The 15,833-nt window shown below is 73.5% G+C and carries 13 protein-coding genes; 8 read left to right on the forward strand and 5 right to left on the reverse strand.

Features of this window, described 5'->3' with window-relative positions; genetic code table 11:
• Positions 1–178: 178 nt before the first annotated feature.
• Genes ABZ135_RS00940 through ABZ135_RS00950 form a run of 3 tightly spaced genes read left to right on the forward strand, consistent with a single transcriptional unit; the run spans position 179 to position 3,758 of the window.
• Positions 179–1,660 carry a uracil-xanthine permease family protein gene (locus ABZ135_RS00940; protein WP_356690408.1) on the forward strand — a complete coding sequence of 494 codons (1,482 nt, stop codon included), beginning with the start codon at positions 179–181 and terminating at the stop codon, positions 1,658–1,660.
• A complete protein-coding gene (locus ABZ135_RS00945) occupies positions 1,657–3,051 on the forward strand; it encodes an amidohydrolase family protein (RefSeq protein WP_356690410.1) in 1,395 nt (464 codons plus the stop codon). The genes ABZ135_RS00940 and ABZ135_RS00945 overlap by 4 nt, the downstream gene beginning before the upstream one ends.
• A complete protein-coding gene (locus ABZ135_RS00950) occupies positions 3,048–3,758 on the forward strand; it encodes a sulfite exporter TauE/SafE family protein (protein WP_356690412.1) in 711 nt (236 codons plus the stop codon). Before ABZ135_RS00945 ends, ABZ135_RS00950 begins: the two co-directional genes overlap by 4 nt.
• On the opposite strand, the gene ABZ135_RS00955 is transcribed toward ABZ135_RS00950, so the two are convergent.
• Both ABZ135_RS00955 and ABZ135_RS00960 read right to left on the reverse strand, forming a co-directional pair.
• Entirely contained in the window at positions 3,742–4,782 is a 1,041-nt protein-coding gene (locus ABZ135_RS00955) for a substrate-binding domain-containing protein (protein WP_356690414.1), read from the reverse strand. The genes ABZ135_RS00950 and ABZ135_RS00955 overlap by 17 nt on opposite strands.
• Before the next feature lie 101 nt (positions 4,783–4,883).
• Positions 4,884–5,666 carry an SAM-dependent methyltransferase gene (locus ABZ135_RS00960; protein ID WP_356690416.1) on the reverse strand — a complete coding sequence of 261 codons (783 nt, stop codon included), beginning with the start codon at positions 5,664–5,666 and terminating at the stop codon, positions 4,884–4,886.
• A gap of 130 nt (positions 5,667–5,796) precedes the next feature.
• Between ABZ135_RS00960 and ABZ135_RS00965 the strand changes: the two genes are divergently transcribed.
• Positions 5,797–7,305: a DUF4246 domain-containing protein gene (locus ABZ135_RS00965; protein ID WP_356690418.1), complete on the forward strand. Its 1,509-nt coding sequence runs from the start codon at positions 5,797–5,799 to the stop codon at positions 7,303–7,305.
• Between the two features lie 125 nt (positions 7,306–7,430).
• Positions 7,431–7,643, forward strand: coding sequence for a hypothetical protein (locus tag ABZ135_RS00970; protein ID WP_356690420.1), 213 nt, complete (start codon positions 7,431–7,433; stop codon positions 7,641–7,643).
• 55 nt (positions 7,644–7,698) lie between these two features.
• On the opposite strand, the gene ABZ135_RS00975 is transcribed toward ABZ135_RS00970, so the two are convergent.
• Positions 7,699–8,115, reverse strand: coding sequence for a secondary thiamine-phosphate synthase enzyme YjbQ (locus tag ABZ135_RS00975; RefSeq protein WP_356690422.1), 417 nt, complete (start codon positions 8,113–8,115; stop codon positions 7,699–7,701).
• An 84-nt stretch (positions 8,116–8,199) separates the two neighbouring features.
• On the opposite strand from ABZ135_RS00975, the gene ABZ135_RS00980 reads away from it, so the two are divergent.
• Entirely contained in the window at positions 8,200–9,315 is a 1,116-nt protein-coding gene (locus tag ABZ135_RS00980) for an NAD(P)-binding domain-containing protein (RefSeq protein ID WP_356690424.1), read from the forward strand.
• Here the strand turns inward: ABZ135_RS00980 and mltG are convergent.
• Together mltG and ABZ135_RS00990 are read right to left on the reverse strand one after the other, a co-directional pair.
• Entirely contained in the window at positions 9,272–10,153 is an 882-nt protein-coding gene (gene mltG, locus ABZ135_RS00985) for an endolytic transglycosylase MltG (RefSeq protein WP_356690426.1), read from the reverse strand. The two genes, ABZ135_RS00980 and mltG, sit on opposite strands and share 44 nt — an antisense overlap.
• Before the next feature lie 295 nt (positions 10,154–10,448).
• Positions 10,449–12,284: an ABC transporter ATP-binding protein gene (locus tag ABZ135_RS00990; RefSeq protein ID WP_356690428.1), complete on the reverse strand. Its 1,836-nt coding sequence runs from the start codon at positions 12,282–12,284 to the stop codon at positions 10,449–10,451.
• 93 nt (positions 12,285–12,377) lie between these two features.
• Between ABZ135_RS00990 and ABZ135_RS00995 the strand changes: the two genes are divergently transcribed.
• Positions 12,378–12,821: a MarR family transcriptional regulator gene (locus ABZ135_RS00995; RefSeq protein ID WP_356690430.1), complete on the forward strand. Its 444-nt coding sequence runs from the start codon at positions 12,378–12,380 to the stop codon at positions 12,819–12,821.
• A 52-nt stretch (positions 12,822–12,873) separates the two neighbouring features.
• Positions 12,874–15,807 carry an FAD-binding and (Fe-S)-binding domain-containing protein gene (locus ABZ135_RS01000; protein WP_356690432.1) on the forward strand — a complete coding sequence of 978 codons (2,934 nt, stop codon included), beginning with the start codon at positions 12,874–12,876 and terminating at the stop codon, positions 15,805–15,807.
• Positions 15,808–15,833: the final 26 nt, after the last annotated feature.

A 15,833-nucleotide genomic window follows, 5' to 3' on the forward strand; every position in this document is an offset into this window, starting at 1 on the left:
ATTTCGTTGCCGCCCGCGAGACCTCCCCGCGGAGGGTCGAGCAGGCCCACCCCTTGACGGCCATGAGGCGCCCTCACATACTGGCGGCCAAATCGATTTGGCCACTCGCTTTGGCTCCCCGTCCAGGGCCGGATCGCGGCTGAACCCGAACGTGTCGAACGCCGATCGGAGCTCGAACGTGTCCAGTCCCCGCAAGATGTCTCCCGGTACGGACCAGCCCCCCGCACCGGAGCCCGCCGACCCCGCCGGCCTCACCCACTCCCCCGACCTCGCCGCCCCCTCCGCCCCCGCCGCTCCCACCCCTCCCCCCGCTCCCGACGCTCTCCCCGGCGTCCACCCCGTCGACGAGGCGCGCCCGCTGGGCCGGATCCTGCTCTTCGGCGTCCAACACGTCCTCGTCATGGCCGCCACACCGATCTCGGCGATCTTCCTGATGAGCGCCGCGCTCCGCCTCGACGCCGGACTGACCGTCAACCTGCTCTCGGCGGCCTTCGTGCTCTCCGGCGTCGGGTCGCTCGTCCAGTCGCTCGGACCCTGGCGGTTCGGGCCGCGGCTGCCCTTCGTGATGCTGCCGGGCGGCGCCCCGCTCATCCTCTTCATCGCCATCGCCGAGCAGCACGGCCTGCCCACGGCCGCCGGCGCGGTCCTGCTCACCGCCCTCTTCACCTTCGCCGCGCTGCCGCTCTTCTCCCGGCTGCTCGCCTTCTTCCCGGCCCTCGTCATCGGCACGATGATCGTCATCGTCGGCGTCAACCTGGTGAAGGTCGGCGCCGTCCTGGTCACCGGCCGCCCCGGCGAGCCGGGCTTCGCCGACCCGGTGAACCTCGGCCTCGGCATGGCGACCATCGGCTTCACCGTGGTCTTCTACCTGCTGTTCACCGGCGTCGTCCGCCAACTCGCCGTCATGCTCGGCCTCCTGGCGGGCACCGCGCTGGCGGCGGCACTGGGCCACATCGGTCTCGACCGCGCCACGGAAGGCGGGCTGATCGGCCTCCCCGAGCTGATGCCGTTCGGCTCGCCGCAGTTCAACCTGCTCGCCGCGCTGCCGCTGATGCTCTACAGCCTCGCCTCCATGGCCGAGGCCACCGGCCAGACCGTGATCAACGCCGAGGCCGTCGGGAAGGAGATCGACCGGCGCACCGCCGTCCCCCGCACCATCCGCGGTGACGCCCTCACCTCGCTCTTCGGCGGCTTCTTCGGACTGCCGCTGATGGTGACGAGCGGCGAGAACATCGGCATCGTCCGCGTGACCGGCGTCCGCAGCCGCTACGTCACCGCCGCCGCCGGCGTGGTCCTCATCGCGATCGGCTTCCTCGCCCCCGTGACCCGCGCGATCAGCGTCATCCCGGCGGCGGTGATCGGAGGCACCGCCATGGTCGTCTTCGCGGTCATCACCGTGCTCGGCGTGCAGATGCTCGGCCGCTCCGACCTCGACCGGCACACCAACACTTTCGTCTGCGCCGTCGCCCTGGCGCTCGGTCTGCTGCCGATCCTCATCCCGGGCGTGTACGCGGGCTTCCCGCCGAACGCCCGCATCCTCCTCGAAAGCGGCGTCGCCGTCGGCGCGTTCACGGCCGTCGTCCTCAACATCCTCTTCCACCACATCAGGCCGCGCATCGCCGCACGCCCGGCCTCCGTCCGCCCGGAAGGCGACCGATGAACCAGCTCGTCCGCGAGGCCCTCGACCGGCCCGGCCCGCTCCTCCTCGTACCGGATGCCGTCCTGCTGCCCGAAGGGCCCGCCGAGGGCTTCGGAGTCGTCGTCGCCGACGGCGCGTTCGGGGCCGTCGGCCCCGCCGAGGACCTCCTGCGCACCCATCCCCACCTCGACGCGACCCGGCTGCCCGGCCACCTCCTGATGCCCGGCTTCGTCGACGCCCACCACCACCTCACCCAGAGCTTCGGCTCCGCGCTCGCCTTCGGCGAACCGTCGGAGATCTTCCGGCGGGTGTGGGTGCCGCTGGAAGGCGCGCTGGACGAGGAAGCCGCTTATACGGCGGCCAAGTTGGCGTCCCTGGAGGCGCTGCGCGGCGGCTTCACCACCGTCACCGACGCCGGCACCCGCGCCGACGTGGACGTCGACGTCCTCGCCTCGGCCGCCCGCGACGCCGGGATCCGGTGCGTCCTCGGGCTCGTCTGCGACGACGCCGGCAAGGACACGGACGTCGCCACCGTGCTCGACCGCGCGGAGAAGCACCTCGCCCGGTACGAGGGCGACCCGCTGGTCCGGTCCTCCCTCGCCGTCTCCATTCCCGAGGCGGCGACCCCGGGGGTCCTGCGGGGCGTCGCCCGGCTCGCCGCGCAGGCGGGCGCCACCGTACAGATCCATGTCAACGAGCACCTGGCCGCGGTGGAACGCTCCCTGCTGCGGCACGGGCGGCGGCCCCTCGAACAGCTCCATCACCTCGGCGCGCTCGGCCCGCACCTGCTCGCCGCGCACGCCACCCTGCTCACCCCCAGGGAGCTGACCCTCCTCGCCGACACCGGGACCGCCGTCAGCTACAACCCGGTCGCCAGCGCCTGGAAGGGCAACGCCGTCGCTCCCGCGCTGGCCATGGCCGAGCGGGGCATCCGCTTCGGCCTGGGCACCGACGGCACCCGGGGCGACGGCTTCCGGCTCGCCGAGGCGGCCGAGTTCGCCCAGCGGATCGCGTACGGCCTGGTCAGCGGCGACTCCTCGTGCGGCGCCGGCTGGACCTGGCTCGACCACGCCACCCGTGGCGGCGCCGACGCCGTCGGCCTCGGAGCCCGCACGGGCACCATCGCCGAGGGGCTGGCCGCCGACTTCCTCGTCGTCGACGTCTCCACGCCCGAACTCGCGCTGTCCTGGGACCTGCCGTGGGAGCTCGTACGACGCGGCAACCGCGACCAGATCACCGCCGTGTTCGTCGGGGGCGGGCTGCGCCTGTGGCGCGGCATGCCGACCACCTGGGACGGTCCCGCCCTCGTGCGGCGGGCCGCCGAACTGTCCCGGGCCGTCATGGAGAAGGCGGCCGTCGTCCGCGTCCACCCCACGTCCACGGCGGCGCACGCCCGGAGCACCGCGCCGTGAGCACGGGCGAACTCGTCGTCCTCGCCGTCACCGTGGCCGTCGCCGCGTTCGTGCAGGGCAGCAGCGGCCTCGGCTTCGCGCTGATCGTCGCGCCCGTCGCCGGGATCCTGGACCCGGGGCTGCTCCCCGTGTTCGTGCTGATGGCGATGATCCCGCTGAACGCCTACGTGGCATGGCGGGAGCGGGCCGCGCTCGACCTGCGGGGCGCCGGCTGGATCATCGCCGCGCGGCTCGCCGCCACCCCGGCGGGACTTGCGCTGCTCTGGCTGATCCCGGACCGCAGCCTCGGCCTCTTCGTGGGCGCCGCCACCGTCCTGGCGGCGGTGGCGAGCCTCGCGGCCCCCGCGTTCACCCCCGGCCGGGCCGCGTACATCGGGGCGGGCGCGGTGACGGGGCTGACGGAGACGGCCACCGGTGTCGGTGGTCCACCGCTCGCCCTGGTCTACCAGCACCGGCCGCCCGCCGAGCTGCGCTCCACCGTCGCCGTCTGCTTCCTCGTGGGCGAAGTCGCCTCGTTGGGGCTGTTGTTCGCCACGGGGAAGGGTCAACCGGCGGATCTGGGCTGGGCGGTGCTCCTGCTGCCGGCCATCGGCGCCGGCGCCTGGGCGAGCCGGCTGGTGCACCGGCGCCTGGACGCCCGCCGCATGCGCCTGTCGGTGCTGGGGTTCGCGCTGGTCTCCGGCCTGGTGCTCATGCTCGGGGCGTGATCCTCAGGGAGGACGCACGCGGGATCACCCGGGGCTCGGGCGAGGTGACCACCGCGCCGGTGGTCACCTCGCCGCGCAGCCGGCCGAGGAGCAGGTCGACCGCGTCGGATGCCGCCCGGTCCAGGTGGAGGTCGACGGCGGTGAGCGGCGGCTCGCACGTCCGCGCCCGCAGGCCGTCGTAGCGGGTGACGACCATGACGTCGTCCGGTACGGCGCGCCCGCTGTCCCGGACGGCACGGACCGCGCCGACGGCGAAGGCGTCCACCAGCGCGCACACGGCGTCGGTCCCGGGGTGCTCGGCGAGCAGCCGGGCGCACGCCTCGTAGCCGGCGTCCTCGCCGCCCGCCTCGGGGGCGGTGACCACGACCGGCGGCCAGCCGTGCTCCTCGGCGAGGCGCTCGTACGCGGCGCGGGCGTCGACCGACGAGTGCCGCCCGCCGGACCCGATGATCAGCGCCGGGCGCCCGGCGCCCTGCTCGCGCAGATGGCCGAGCAGCCTCTCCGCGACGAGTTCGCCGCGCAGATCGACGTACGGCGCCGCCTCGTCCGGCGACACGGGCCTGCCCAGCGTCACGTACGGCAGTCCGCGCTCCCTCAGGTGCGCGGCCGCCTCGTCGTCGACATCGGGCTCGACGACGATGGCGCCGTCGATGTCGACGGAGTTGAGCCCCGAGCCGGAGCGCACCGGCGGCACCAGTACGAGGGCGTAGCCGTGCAGCAGGGCGCTCTCGGCGACGGCGGCGGCGATCTCCATGTAGAAGCCGAGCCGGGAGGGTCCGGCCGCCACCGCGAACGGCATGGAGGAGGCGAGCGCGATGGCCTTGGCCTGTCCGCGCCGCAGCCGCTGCGCCCGCAGGTTGGGCCGGTACCCCAGCTCGGCGGCCACCCGCTTGACCCGCTCGCGGGTGCGCGGGTCGACCTTGCCGATCCCGTTGAGGGCGTGGGAGACGGTCGTCCGCGACACCCCGGCGGCGCTGGCGACATCGGCGATCGTCGGTCTCGCCCCGGGCCCGGAAGTGGGCATCTCCCTCGCTCCTCGCGTGATGGGAACAGCTACCGCCCCCATCTTCGCCGACCCGGCCCCCCGGCCACGCCGAGGGGCCCGGCCGGCCGGGTGGGCGTGCGCTACTTGCGGCCGACGCCCGCGTACATCGCGACGTCCGGCGCCGGCGTCTCCGGGCGCCACGCCGAGCACGACACCACACCCGGCTCCAGCAGTTCCAGGCCGTCGAAGTAGCGGGCGACCGCCTCGGGGGTGCGCTGGGTGAGCTTCGGGGTGCCGTGCTCGTTCCAGAACGCCACCGCCGCGTCGACGTCCGGCATGTCGGGGTGGGTGACCGTGTGGGACAGGACGAGGTGGCTGCCGGGCGCGAGCGCGTCCATGAGGCGGCGGACGATCGCGTACGACTCCTCGTCGTCCTCGACGAAGATGACGACCCCGAGCAGCATGAGCGCGACCGGCTGCGAGAGGTCGAGCGTCTTCGCGGCGGCGGCGAGGATCGTGTCGACGTCGCGCAGGTCCGCGTCCAGATAGTCGGTGCGCCCCTCGGGCGTCCCGACGAGCAGCGCGCGGGCGTGCGCGAGCACGAGCGGGTCGTTGTCCACGTACACGACCCGCGCGTCGGGGGCGACGCGCTGGGCGACCTCGTGGGTGTTGTCGGCGCTCGGCAGGCCCGTCCCGATGTCCAGGAACTGCCGGATGCCCTCCTGTTCGGCCAGATGCCGTACCGCCCGCCCCAGGAACAGTCGGTCCGCCTTCGCGTACTCCCCTATGCCGGGGTGCAGTTGACGGATCCGGTCGCCGGCCTCCCGGTCGACGGGGTAGTTGTCCTTGCCGCCGGTCCAGTAGTTCCAGATCCGGGCGGTGTGCGGCCGGGACGTGTCGATGCGCAATTCGATGTCGGTCACGGCTTCAACGTAGCGCAGCGTCCCGGCGGCTCGGCGTGCGCCCACCGCACCGGCGGGACCACGGCGGCGGTGTCCGTGGGCTGACGTATTCTTCCCGCCACCGCACCCCGACCGTGAGGACCCCAGAGAAGTGACCGGCCTGTCCGCTTTCCCGCTGCCCTTTCATTCCTCCCGCTCCATAGGACTCTCAACACCCCGGACGCTGCAGGAACTCGAGATGATGCGGCTCAGCGCGCTCATCCGGGAGAAGCCCGGGTGGTCCGAGAAGAGGAACGACGCCGAGATCGTCGCCCGGTGGACGAAGGAGGCGGTCGAGCAGGGGCTCACCGAGGCGCAGATTCGTTATGTGCTGGCCGAGCTCGCGCATTACGCCGCGCTGCGGGACGAGCGCACCGGCGTCGAGGTGTCGGGGGTCGACGGGGTGTGGCAGTCGGACACCCTGATCGACGAGGCGCTGAGGTCCCGGCTGCGCGAGGCGGTGCGGGTGCTGGAGGACGTGCCCGAAGCGGAGAAGGACTGGCATCCCGGCTCCGACGGCCAGGTCCTCGACCTGGTGCACCCCTCCCTGTTCTGCCTGGTGAAGGACGTGAGCGGGGCGCCCGAGTGGGCGTGGCGGAACCCGACGGACCGCTACTCCTCGTACGAGTTCTCGGAGCGGTTCCAGTGGCTGCCCACGGACGTCGACGTGAGCGACGACGGCGAGGTCACCTTCCGTTCCTACGTCAACAACGTCCATCCGGAGGCGCATGGCGAACTCGCCGCCGTCCTGCCGGAGTTGTTCGGGCGTTTCCGCCCGCTGCTGGAGAACGTGCTGACCGATCTGCGCCACCCGCGCCCCCTTCGGATCGAGGCCGACCCCTACGGGTGGTACGACTCGGAGCCGGAGCATCCGGACAGGGCCTCCTTCAGTGACGAGGCGGCCTACGCGGAAGCCGTCCGCGCGTGGGAGATCGCCCAGGACGACTGGTGGGACAACCGCCGGCCGGTCCTGCCCGACGCCCCGGACTTCACCCCGCCCGAGGCGCCGGACGCATCGGCCCGGGTCGACCTGCGCGGCCGCCGCCTCCAGGTCATCGTCAAGCTCGCCACCGTGCACCTCACGCCGGAGAAGCCGGAGTACGCCGGCGGTTCCTGGCATGTCGAGGGGATGGTGAACGAGCGGATCGTCTCGACCGGCATCTACTACTGGGACAGCGAGAACATCACCGAGAGCCGGCTGAGCTTCCGGGCGGCGGTCGACGACCCGGACTACGAGCAGAACGACGACAACGGGATGCGCGACGTCTACGGCCTGGAGAACGAGGACGCGCTGAACCAGCTCCTGGGATCGGCCGCGACTCCCGCGGGCCGCTGCCTGGCGTTCCCGAACGTCCTCCAGCACCGCGTCGGCGCGTTCCGCCTGGCGGACCCCACCCGCCCGGGACACCGCAAGATTCTCGCGTTCTTCCTGGTCGACCCGTCGGAGAGGATCGTCTCGACGTCCGATGTGCCGCCGCAGCAGCCCTGGTCGGACACCTCGACGATGACGCTCGAACAGGCCAAGGAGTACCGCGAGGAGCTCATGCGGGAACGGAAGTTCTTCGTCGACGAGCACAACGAGCAGTTGTACGAGCGGGAATTCTCCCTCTGCGAGCACTGACGCTCCGGCCGGCCCCGGGGCATAGTCGCCACCGGCCGGGGCCGGCCCGGGGTGTCCCCGGCCGGGCCGGCTCGTTGACCAGGCCGTACGAGCCCGTCAGGTGGCTCCCTACGGAAGGCGTTCCCATGAAGTCCACGCTCATCGGTGGCATGCTCCTGGCCGGGGCCGTGGCCCTCGGTTCCGCGGGCGCGGCCTCGGCCGCCGCACCGGCCGAGGGTGCCGCACCGGTGTCAGGCCCGGCCGCGGCCCCGGCCTCCGCGGAGGGCGTGCCCGCCCTCGACCAACTGCCCCTGTCCGGCAACCAGCTCTCCCCGCTCGGCACCCTGCTCGGCGCCTGACCGGTCCCGGCACGGCTCCGCCCGCGTTCCGGCCGCCCGCGTCCCGGCCGCCCGGTCAGCCCAGGAAACTCAGCCGCACCTGTCGCTCCGGGTTGTCCTTGTTCGTGTCCACCAGGCAGACCGACTGCCAGGTGCCGAGGACGAGGCGGCCCGCGACGACGGGGAGGGTCGCGTGCGGGGGGACGAGGGCGGGGAGGACGTGGTCGCGGCCGTGGCCCGGGGAGCCGTGCCGGTGCTGCCAGCGGTCGTCGGCCGGGAGCAGGTGGTGGAGGGCGGTCAGCAGGTCGTCGTCGCTGCCGGCGCCGGTCTCCAGGATGGCCAGGCCGGCGGTGGCGTGGGGGACGAAGAGGTTGAGGAGGCCGTCTCGGCCTTCGGCGGCGCGGCTGAGGAAGTCCTCGCAGCGGTCGGTGAGGTCGGTGACGGTCTCCGTGGAGCCGGTGGTGAGGCGGAGGATCGTGGTGCTGAACGACATGAGCCCATCCTGCCGTGCCCTCGCCGTCCCCCGCAGCCGGGGAGAGCCGGGAAGAAGCCCGCACCCGCCACGGTTAGTGGAATCGTGAACGATTTCGGGTCGCAGGGCGTCGGGGTACGGGACGTGGACGTCGTGGTCGTCGGTGCCGGTCAGGCCGGTCTGTCCGCGGCCTACCACCTCCGGCGTACGGGCTTGGAGCCCGACCGGGACTTCGTGGTCCTCGACCACGCCCCGCGGCCGGGCGGCGCCTGGCAGTTCCGCTGGCCCTCGCTGACGTACGGCAAGGTCCACGGGATGCACGCGCTGCCCGGCAAGGAGCTCGTCGGCGCCGATCCGGACCGTCCGTCGTCCGAGGTGATCGGGGACTACTTCGCCGACTACGAGGCGGCCTTCGGCCTGCGGGTGCACCGGCCGGTCGAGGTGAGCGCGGTCCGCGAGGGCGAGGACGGGCGGCTGCTCGTCGAGACCTCCGAGGGCGGCTACGCCGCCCGGGCCCTGATCAACGCGACCGGCACCTGGGACCGCCCGTTCTGGCCCCGCTACCCGGGGCAGGAGACCTTCCGGGGCCGGCAACTGCACACGGCCGGCTACCCCGGGCCGGACGCCTTCGCCGGCCTGCGGGTGATCGTGGTCGGCGGTGGTGCTTCGGGGACCCAGCACCTGATGGAGATCGCCGAGGTGGCCGCCGGGACCACCTGGGTGACCCGGCGCGAGCCGGTCTGGCGCGAGGGCCCGTTCGGCGAGGCCGAGGGCCGGGCCGCCGTCGCCCTGGTGGAGGAGCGGGTGCGGCGGGGGCTGCCGCCGCGGAGCGTGGTGTCGGTCACCGGCCTGCCGCTGAACGACGCCGTCCGCGCCGCACGCGCGCGCGGGATCCTGGACCGGCTGCCGATGTTCGACCGGATCACCCCGACCGGCGTGGCCTGGGACGACGGCCGGACCGTCGACGCGGACGTGATCCTGTGGGCGACCGGCTTCCGGGCGGCGATCGACCATCTCGCCCCGCTGCGGCTGCGCGAGCCCGGCGGCGGCATCCGCGTCGAGGGGACCCGGGCAGTACGGGACCCGCGCGTCCACCTCGTCGGCTACGGCCCCTCGGCGTCGACGATCGGCGCGAACCGGGCCGGCCGCGCGGCGGTCGCCGGGATCAGGACGCTGCTCAGGAGCTCCCCGGGCTCCCGGCAGCCCGTCGCTGCTCGTTGAACTCGGCCACGTGGGCGAGGTGTTCGGAGTAGTCGGCGGTGAAGCGGGTGTCTCCGGGCCGGACGGTGACGAAGTAGAGCCAGTCGCCCGGCGCCGGATCGACGGCGGCGCTCATGGCCTGCTCGCCCGGGTTCCCGATGGGCGAGGGGGGCAGTCCCCCGCGCTCGTAGGTGTTGTAGGGGCTGTCGATGCGGGTGTCCTGGTGGGTGGTGTCGACGGTGTCGCGCCCGAGGGCGTAGTTGATGGTCGAGTCCATCTGGAGGGGCATCCCCTTCGCGAGCCGGTTGTAGACGACCCGCGCGACCTTGCCCATGTCCTCGGGGGTGTCGGCCTCGGCCTGCACGATGCTGGCGATGATGACCGTCTGGTGGACGCTCATCCCGTGCCGCCGGGCCCCCTCCGCGATCCGCGCGGTGCCGAAGCGTTTCCCCGCGGTGTCGACCATGTAGCGCAGCAGGGCCTCGGGGGTCGTGGTCTTCCGCACCGGATAGGTCGCGGGGAAGAGATAGCCCTCGGGGTTGCCACCGGCGGCGGGCGGGAGGGCGAGGCCGGTGGCCGGCGCCTGGGCGACCCTGCGGGCCGTGCCGGCCGGGAGGCCGAGGGAGCGGTCGACGGCGGCGTACACCTCACCGCCGCGCCAGCCCTCCGGGATGAGGAGGGTGCGCTGCTTCTCGGGGGCGGGCCGCTCGGTGGTCTCACCGCCGAGCACCAGCAGCAGCGACACCGTGAGCGCGGCGGCGACGGTCAGGGCGCCGCCGAGGAGGAGGACGAGTTTGCCGCGCCCGGTGAGCCGGGGCCGGCGGCGACGGGTTTCGGGCTGCCAGGACCGATACGACATGGCCGCACGCTAACCCGGTCCGTCCGCGAATCCGGGGACCCACGCACGCGGCGGCGCCGCCGGTCCCCTGGGACGGGGGACCGACGGCGCCGCCTACCTGCCGGGCGTGAGGATCAGACGAGCCAGCCCAGGAAGTGGAGGACGCCGGCGAGCAGGTCGGTGATGACGTTCATGGTGGTGCTCTCTCCTTGTGCGGAACTGCTGTGGGACTGCGCAGTCGCGGTCTGCAGCCCGTCGCTTGCGCACCGTCATCATCAGCCGCCCCACGGGAGCGGGGCAATGAAAACCGGCACGATCACACGTTCTGGGGAACATCCGCTCCCACGTTCGTGCGTTCGTCCCGGCGCACCAGTGCCGCGTATCTGCCGTCCAGGGCGAGCAGTTCCTCGTGCGTGCCGCGCTCGGCTATGCGGCCCGCCTCCAGGACGACGATCTGGTCGGCGTCGCGGACGGTGGAGAGCCGGTGGGCGATGGTGATGGTGGTGCGTCCGGCGGAGAGCGCGTCGATGGCCCGCTGCACGGCGTGCTCGGTACGGGTGTCGAGCGCGCTGGTCGCCTCGTCGAGGATCAGCACGGGCGGGTCGCGCAGGATGGTGCGGGCGATGGCGAGGCGCTGCTTCTCGCCGCCCGAGAAGCGGTAGCCGCGCTCGCCGACGAGCGTGTCGTAGCCCTCGGGGAGGGAGGCGATGTGGTCGTGGATCTGGGCGGCCCGGGCGGCGGCCTCGATCTCCTCGTCGGTGGCGTCAGGCTTGGCGAAGCGCAGGTTGTCGGCGACGGAGGCGTGGAAGAGGTAGGTCTCCTGGGAGACGACGCCGACGGCCCGGGCGAGGGTGTCGAAATCCAGGTCGCGCACGTCGACCCCGTCGAGGGTGACCCGGCCGTCGGTGACGTCGTAGAGCCGGGGCACGAGGTAACTGAGGGTGGACTTGCCGGAGCCGGTGGGGCCGACGACCGCGAGGCTGCCGCCGGCCGGGACGGTGAGGTCGATGCCGTCGAGGGTGGGCCGGCCCTCGCCCTCGGCGTCGTAACGGAAGCCGACCTTCTCGAAGGCGACCTCGCCGGAGACCTTCGGCAGGCGCACCGGCTCGGCCGGTTCGGTGATCTCGACAGGGAGGTCCAGATACTCGAAGATCCGCTGGAACAGGGCGAGGGAGGTCTGGATCTGCACGCCGGTGGAGAGCAGGCTGACGGCGGGCCGGAACAGGCCCTGCTGGAGCGAGACGAAGGCGACCAGCGTGCCGAGGGAGACGGTGGGGCCGCCGGCCTGGAGGGCGAGGCCCGCCGCCCAGTAGATGAGCGCGGGCATGGCGGCCATGACGATGCCGATGGTGGACATCCGCCAGCGGCCCGCCATGGAGGAGCGCACTTCGAGGTCGACGAGGCGCTCGGACTCCTCCGCGAAGGACTTCGTCAGGGAGTCGGCGCGGCCCATGGTGCGGCCGAGCAGGATGCCGCTGACGGAGAGGGACTCGGTGACGGTGGCGGCCATGGCGGCCATCTGCTTCTGCCGCCGGGTGGTGATCCGCTTGCGCTCGCGGCCGACCCTGCGGCTGATCCAGACGAAGACGGGCAGCAGGAGCAGCGAGACGAGGGTGAGCCGCCAGTCCAGCGCGAGCATGGCGGCGACGGTGGCGACGACCGCGGTCAGGTTGGACACGAGGGACGTGGCGGTCGAGGTGACCGTCGCCTGCATGCCGCCGATGTCGTTGGCGATCCGGGACTGGACCTCGCCGGTGCGGGTGCGGGTGAAGAAGGCGAGCGGCATCTTCTGGAGCCGCCCGTAGACCGCGGTGCGCAGGTCGTGCATGACGCGCTGGCCGACGGTGGTGGAGATCAGGGTCTGGAGCACGCCGAAGACGCCGGAGGTCACGGCGGTGAGGATCATGCCGACGGCGAGCAGGCTGAGCAGCCCCGTGCGGCCCTGCGGGATCGCGGTGTCCAGGATCTCCTTGAGGAGGAACGGGGACGCGACCGTGACCAGCGACGAGGCGCCGACGAGCAGGCCGACGACGGCGAGACGGCCCCGGTAGGGCCGGAAGAGCCGCAGGATGCGCCGCCACTGGGCGGGCTCCTCGGGCTGCCGGGGGTCGCGGGCGGGTGGCGTCCAGGTGGACTCGTCGTGCGGATGCATGGGCTCCTGCGCGGGTGGGAGAGCGTGACCGATGAGAGCATAGCTCATTGTTACCTATGCTCACAATGAACATGGTCCTGATAGTGTTCCCGCATGACCACCCCCGATCCCGACGGCCTCCTCGCCGAGCAACTGCTCCGCCTGACCCGCCGGCTGCACCGCATCCAGAAGCACCACCTGGAGCCGGTCGGCATCACCCCCGCGCAGTCCCGTCTGCTGCGCACGGTCGCGCACTACGAGGAGCCGCCCCGGATGGCCGACCTCGCGGCCCGGCTCGAGGTCGTCCCCCGCGCGGTGACCAGCCTCGTCGACGGTCTGGAGACGGCCGGCCGGGTGCGCAGGGTGCCCGATCCGACCAACCGGCGGGTGGTCAGGATCGAGCTCACCGACGCCGGCCGCGACACGCTGAGGGAGCTGCGCAGCGCGCGCCGGGCCGCCGCAGAGGACATGCTGGCCCCACTGACCGTCGAACAGCGCGAGGTGCTCGGAGGTCTGCTGTCCGCCCTCGTCGACCGGGGTCCGGAGCGGGTCTGCTGAGACCGGGGCCACCGGGACGAGGGCACGGTCGCGCCGGAGGGGAGCCCTGGCCATGCCCGTACTGGAGCCGAACCCGCGGGCCCTGCGAGCCGGGACGAAGCGGCGGGCGGCGCCCGACCGGGTGCCCGACCTCCAGTCCCGGGGCACCCCGAAGCACCTGCGGGAGGAGCTGGTCGCCCTCCTCGGCCCGGACAAGGTGCTGTCGACCGTCTCGGACCTGGTGAAGTACGCCTCCGACGCGAGCCCCTACCGGTTCGTGCCCCAGGTGGTCGTGGTGGCCGAGGACGTCGACGACGTGTCCGCCGTCCTGTCGTACGCGCACGGCAAGGGCCGCGAGGTGGTCTTCCGGGCCGCCGGGACGAGCCTCAACGGGCAGGCGCAGGGCGAGGACATCCTCGTCGACGTGCGCCGCCACTGGGCCGGCGTCGAGGTCCTCGACGGCGGAGCCCGGGCCCGGATCCGGCCGGGCACGACGGTCGTCCGGGCGAACGCCGCCCTGGCGCCGTACGGCCGTGTGCTCGGCCCCGACCCGGCGAGCGCGATCGCCTGCACGCTCGGCGGCGTGGTCGCCAACAACGCCTCCGGCATGACCGCGGGCACCACCCGCGACTCCTACCGCACCCTCGCCTCCCTCACCTTCGTGCTGCCGAGCGGCACGCTCGTCGACACCGCCGACCCCGCCGCCGACGAGGAACTGGCCCGCGCCGAACCCCGGCTGTGCGCGGGCCTGCTGGCCGTCAAGGCGGAGATCGAGGCGGACGAGGAGCTCACGGCCCGGATCCGCGCCAAGCACACGCTCAAGAACACCAACGGCTACCGCCTGGACGCCTTCCTCGACGGCGCCACGCCGGCGGAGATCCTGCGCGGCCTGATGGTGGGCTCCCAGGGCACGTTCGGCTTCATCTCCGAGGTCGTCTTCGACACCGTCCCGCTGGACCGCATGGTCTCCACGGCGCTGCTGTTCCTCCCCTCCCTGCCGGCGGCCGCGGCCGCCGTTCCCGGCTTCACCGAGGCCGGGGCGCGGGCCGTCGAGCTGATGGACGGCAACACCCTGCGGGCCTCGGTGCGCGTCCCCGGCGTACCCGCCGACTGGGCGGAGCTGCCCCGGGAGACGACGGCGCTCCTGGTGGAGTTCCGGGCGCCCGACGAGGCCGCGCTGACGGCGTACGAGGAGGCGGCGGCCCGGGTGGTGGCCGGACTGGAGCTCGTCGCCCCGGTGCCCTCCGTCGCGGACGCCTGCAACGCCTTCACCCGTGACGCGGGGACGATCGCCGGCTACTGGAAGGCCCGCCGCGCCTTCGTGACGGCGGTCGGCGGCTCCCGTCCCTCCGGGACGACCCTGATCACCGAGGACTTCGCGGTGCCGCCCGCCCGGCTCGCCGAAGCCTGCGCGGAGCTGCTCGACCTCCAGGCCCGGCACGGCTTCGACGCCGCCGTGGCCGGTCACGCCGCCCACGGCAACCTGCACTTCCTGCTCGCCTTCGACGCGGCCGACCCGGCCGACGTCGAGCGCTACGCGTCCTTCATGGACGACTTCTGCAAGCTCACCGTGGAGCGCTTCGACGGCTCCCTCAAGGGCGAGCACGCCACCGGCCGCAACATCGCGCCCTTCCTGGAGCTGGAGTGGGGGCCCAAGGCGACCGAACTGATGTGGCGCACCAAGGAGATCATCGACCCCGACGGCGTCCTCGCCCCCCGCGTCGTCCTCGACCGCGACCCGCAGGCCCATCTGCGCGGCCTGAAGACCATCCCCACCGTGGAGCCGATCGCCGACCCCTGCATCGAGTGCGGGTTCTGCGAACCGACCTGCCCCAGCCACGACCTGACGACCAGTCCGCGCCAGCGGATCGTGCTGCGCCGGGAGATGATGCGGCAGGCGGACGGCGCGCCGGTCGAGACGAGCCTCCTGGAGTCGTACGGCTACGACGCGGTCGACACCTGCGCCGGGGACGCGACCTGCGCGCTGGCCTGCCCGGTCGGCATCGACACCGGCGCCCTGATGAAGGGCTTCCGGCACGCCCGGCACTCCGCGCGCGAGGAGCGGATCGCCGCGCTGGCCGCGCGGAACTTCCGCGCCGTGGAGACCTCCGCGCGGCTCGCCGTGGCCGCCGCCGAGCGGATCGGCGACCGGTTCCTGGAGTCGGCGACCGGCCTCGCGCGCCGGGCCGTCCGCCCCGACCTCGTACCGGAGTGGCTGCCCGAGATCCCGGGCGCCGCGGCCCGCCGGCTGCCCCGCACCCACCGGCCGGCCGCCGTCGCCGTCTACTACCCGGCCTGTGTGAACCGGATCTTCGGCGATCCGGCGGGCCACCCCGGCCCCTCGCTGCCCGAGGCGGTGGTGGCGCTGTCCGCGCGGGCCGGGCGGCCGGTGTGGATCCCGGAGGACGTGGCCGGCACGTGCTGCGCGACGATCTGGCACTCCAAGGGCTACGCGCGCGGCAACGAGGTGATGGCCAACCGGATCGTGGCGGCCGCCTGGGGCTGGACCGCCGGCGGCACGCTGCCCCTGGTCGTGGACGCCTCCTCCTGCACGCTGGGCATCGCCCGGGAGGTGGTGCCGTATCTCACCGACGACAACCGGGAGTTGCACGCGGCGCTGACGGTGGTCGACTCGCTCGTGTGGGCGGCGGACGAGCTGCTGCCCCGGCTCGACGTGCGCCACCGGGTGGCCTCGGCGGTGGTCCATCCCACCTGTTCCATGCGGCACCTGGGGGACGAGGACCGGCTGACCGCGCTCGCGGGGGCCTGCGCGGAGGAGGTCGTCGTGCCGCTCGACGCGGGCTGCTGCGCGTTCGCCGGCGACCGCGGCATGCTGCACCCGGAGCTGACGGCCTCGGCCACCGCCCGGGAGGCGGCGGAGGTGACGGCCCGGCCGTTCGACGCGCACCTCTCCGCCAACCGCATGTGCGAGATCGGCATGGAGCGGGCGACCGGCCGCCCGTACCGCTCGGCCCTGCTGGAGCTGGAGCGCGCCACCCGGCCGTGACCCGCGCCGCCGCCCTCGCCGGCCGG

The sequence above is a fragment of the Streptomyces sp. NPDC006339 genome, from assembly GCF_040612775.1.
Lineage (GTDB): Bacteria > Actinomycetota > Actinomycetes > Streptomycetales > Streptomycetaceae > Streptomyces.

Bases quoted from the DNA above. Each gene is read 5' to 3' on its own strand.
- ABZ135_RS00945 (WP_356690410.1), top strand. From the start codon at position 1,657: ATGAACCAGCTCGTCCGCGAGGCCCTCGACCGGCCCGGCCCGCTCCTC.
- ABZ135_RS00955 (WP_356690414.1), bottom strand. From the start codon at position 4,782: ATGCCCACTTCCGGGCCCGGGGCGAGACCGACGATCGCCGATGTCGCC.
- ABZ135_RS00970 (WP_356690420.1), top strand. From the start codon at position 7,431: ATGAAGTCCACGCTCATCGGTGGCATGCTCCTGGCCGGGGCCGTGGCC.
- ABZ135_RS00975 (WP_356690422.1), bottom strand. From the start codon at position 8,115: ATGTCGTTCAGCACCACGATCCTCCGCCTCACCACCGGCTCCACGGAG.
- mltG (WP_356690426.1), bottom strand. From the start codon at position 10,153: ATGTCGTATCGGTCCTGGCAGCCCGAAACCCGTCGCCGCCGGCCCCGG.
- ABZ135_RS00990 (WP_356690428.1), bottom strand. From the start codon at position 12,284: ATGCATCCGCACGACGAGTCCACCTGGACGCCACCCGCCCGCGACCCC.
- ABZ135_RS00995 (WP_356690430.1), top strand. From the start codon at position 12,378: ATGACCACCCCCGATCCCGACGGCCTCCTCGCCGAGCAACTGCTCCGC.
- ABZ135_RS01000 (WP_356690432.1), top strand. From the start codon at position 12,874: ATGCCCGTACTGGAGCCGAACCCGCGGGCCCTGCGAGCCGGGACGAAG.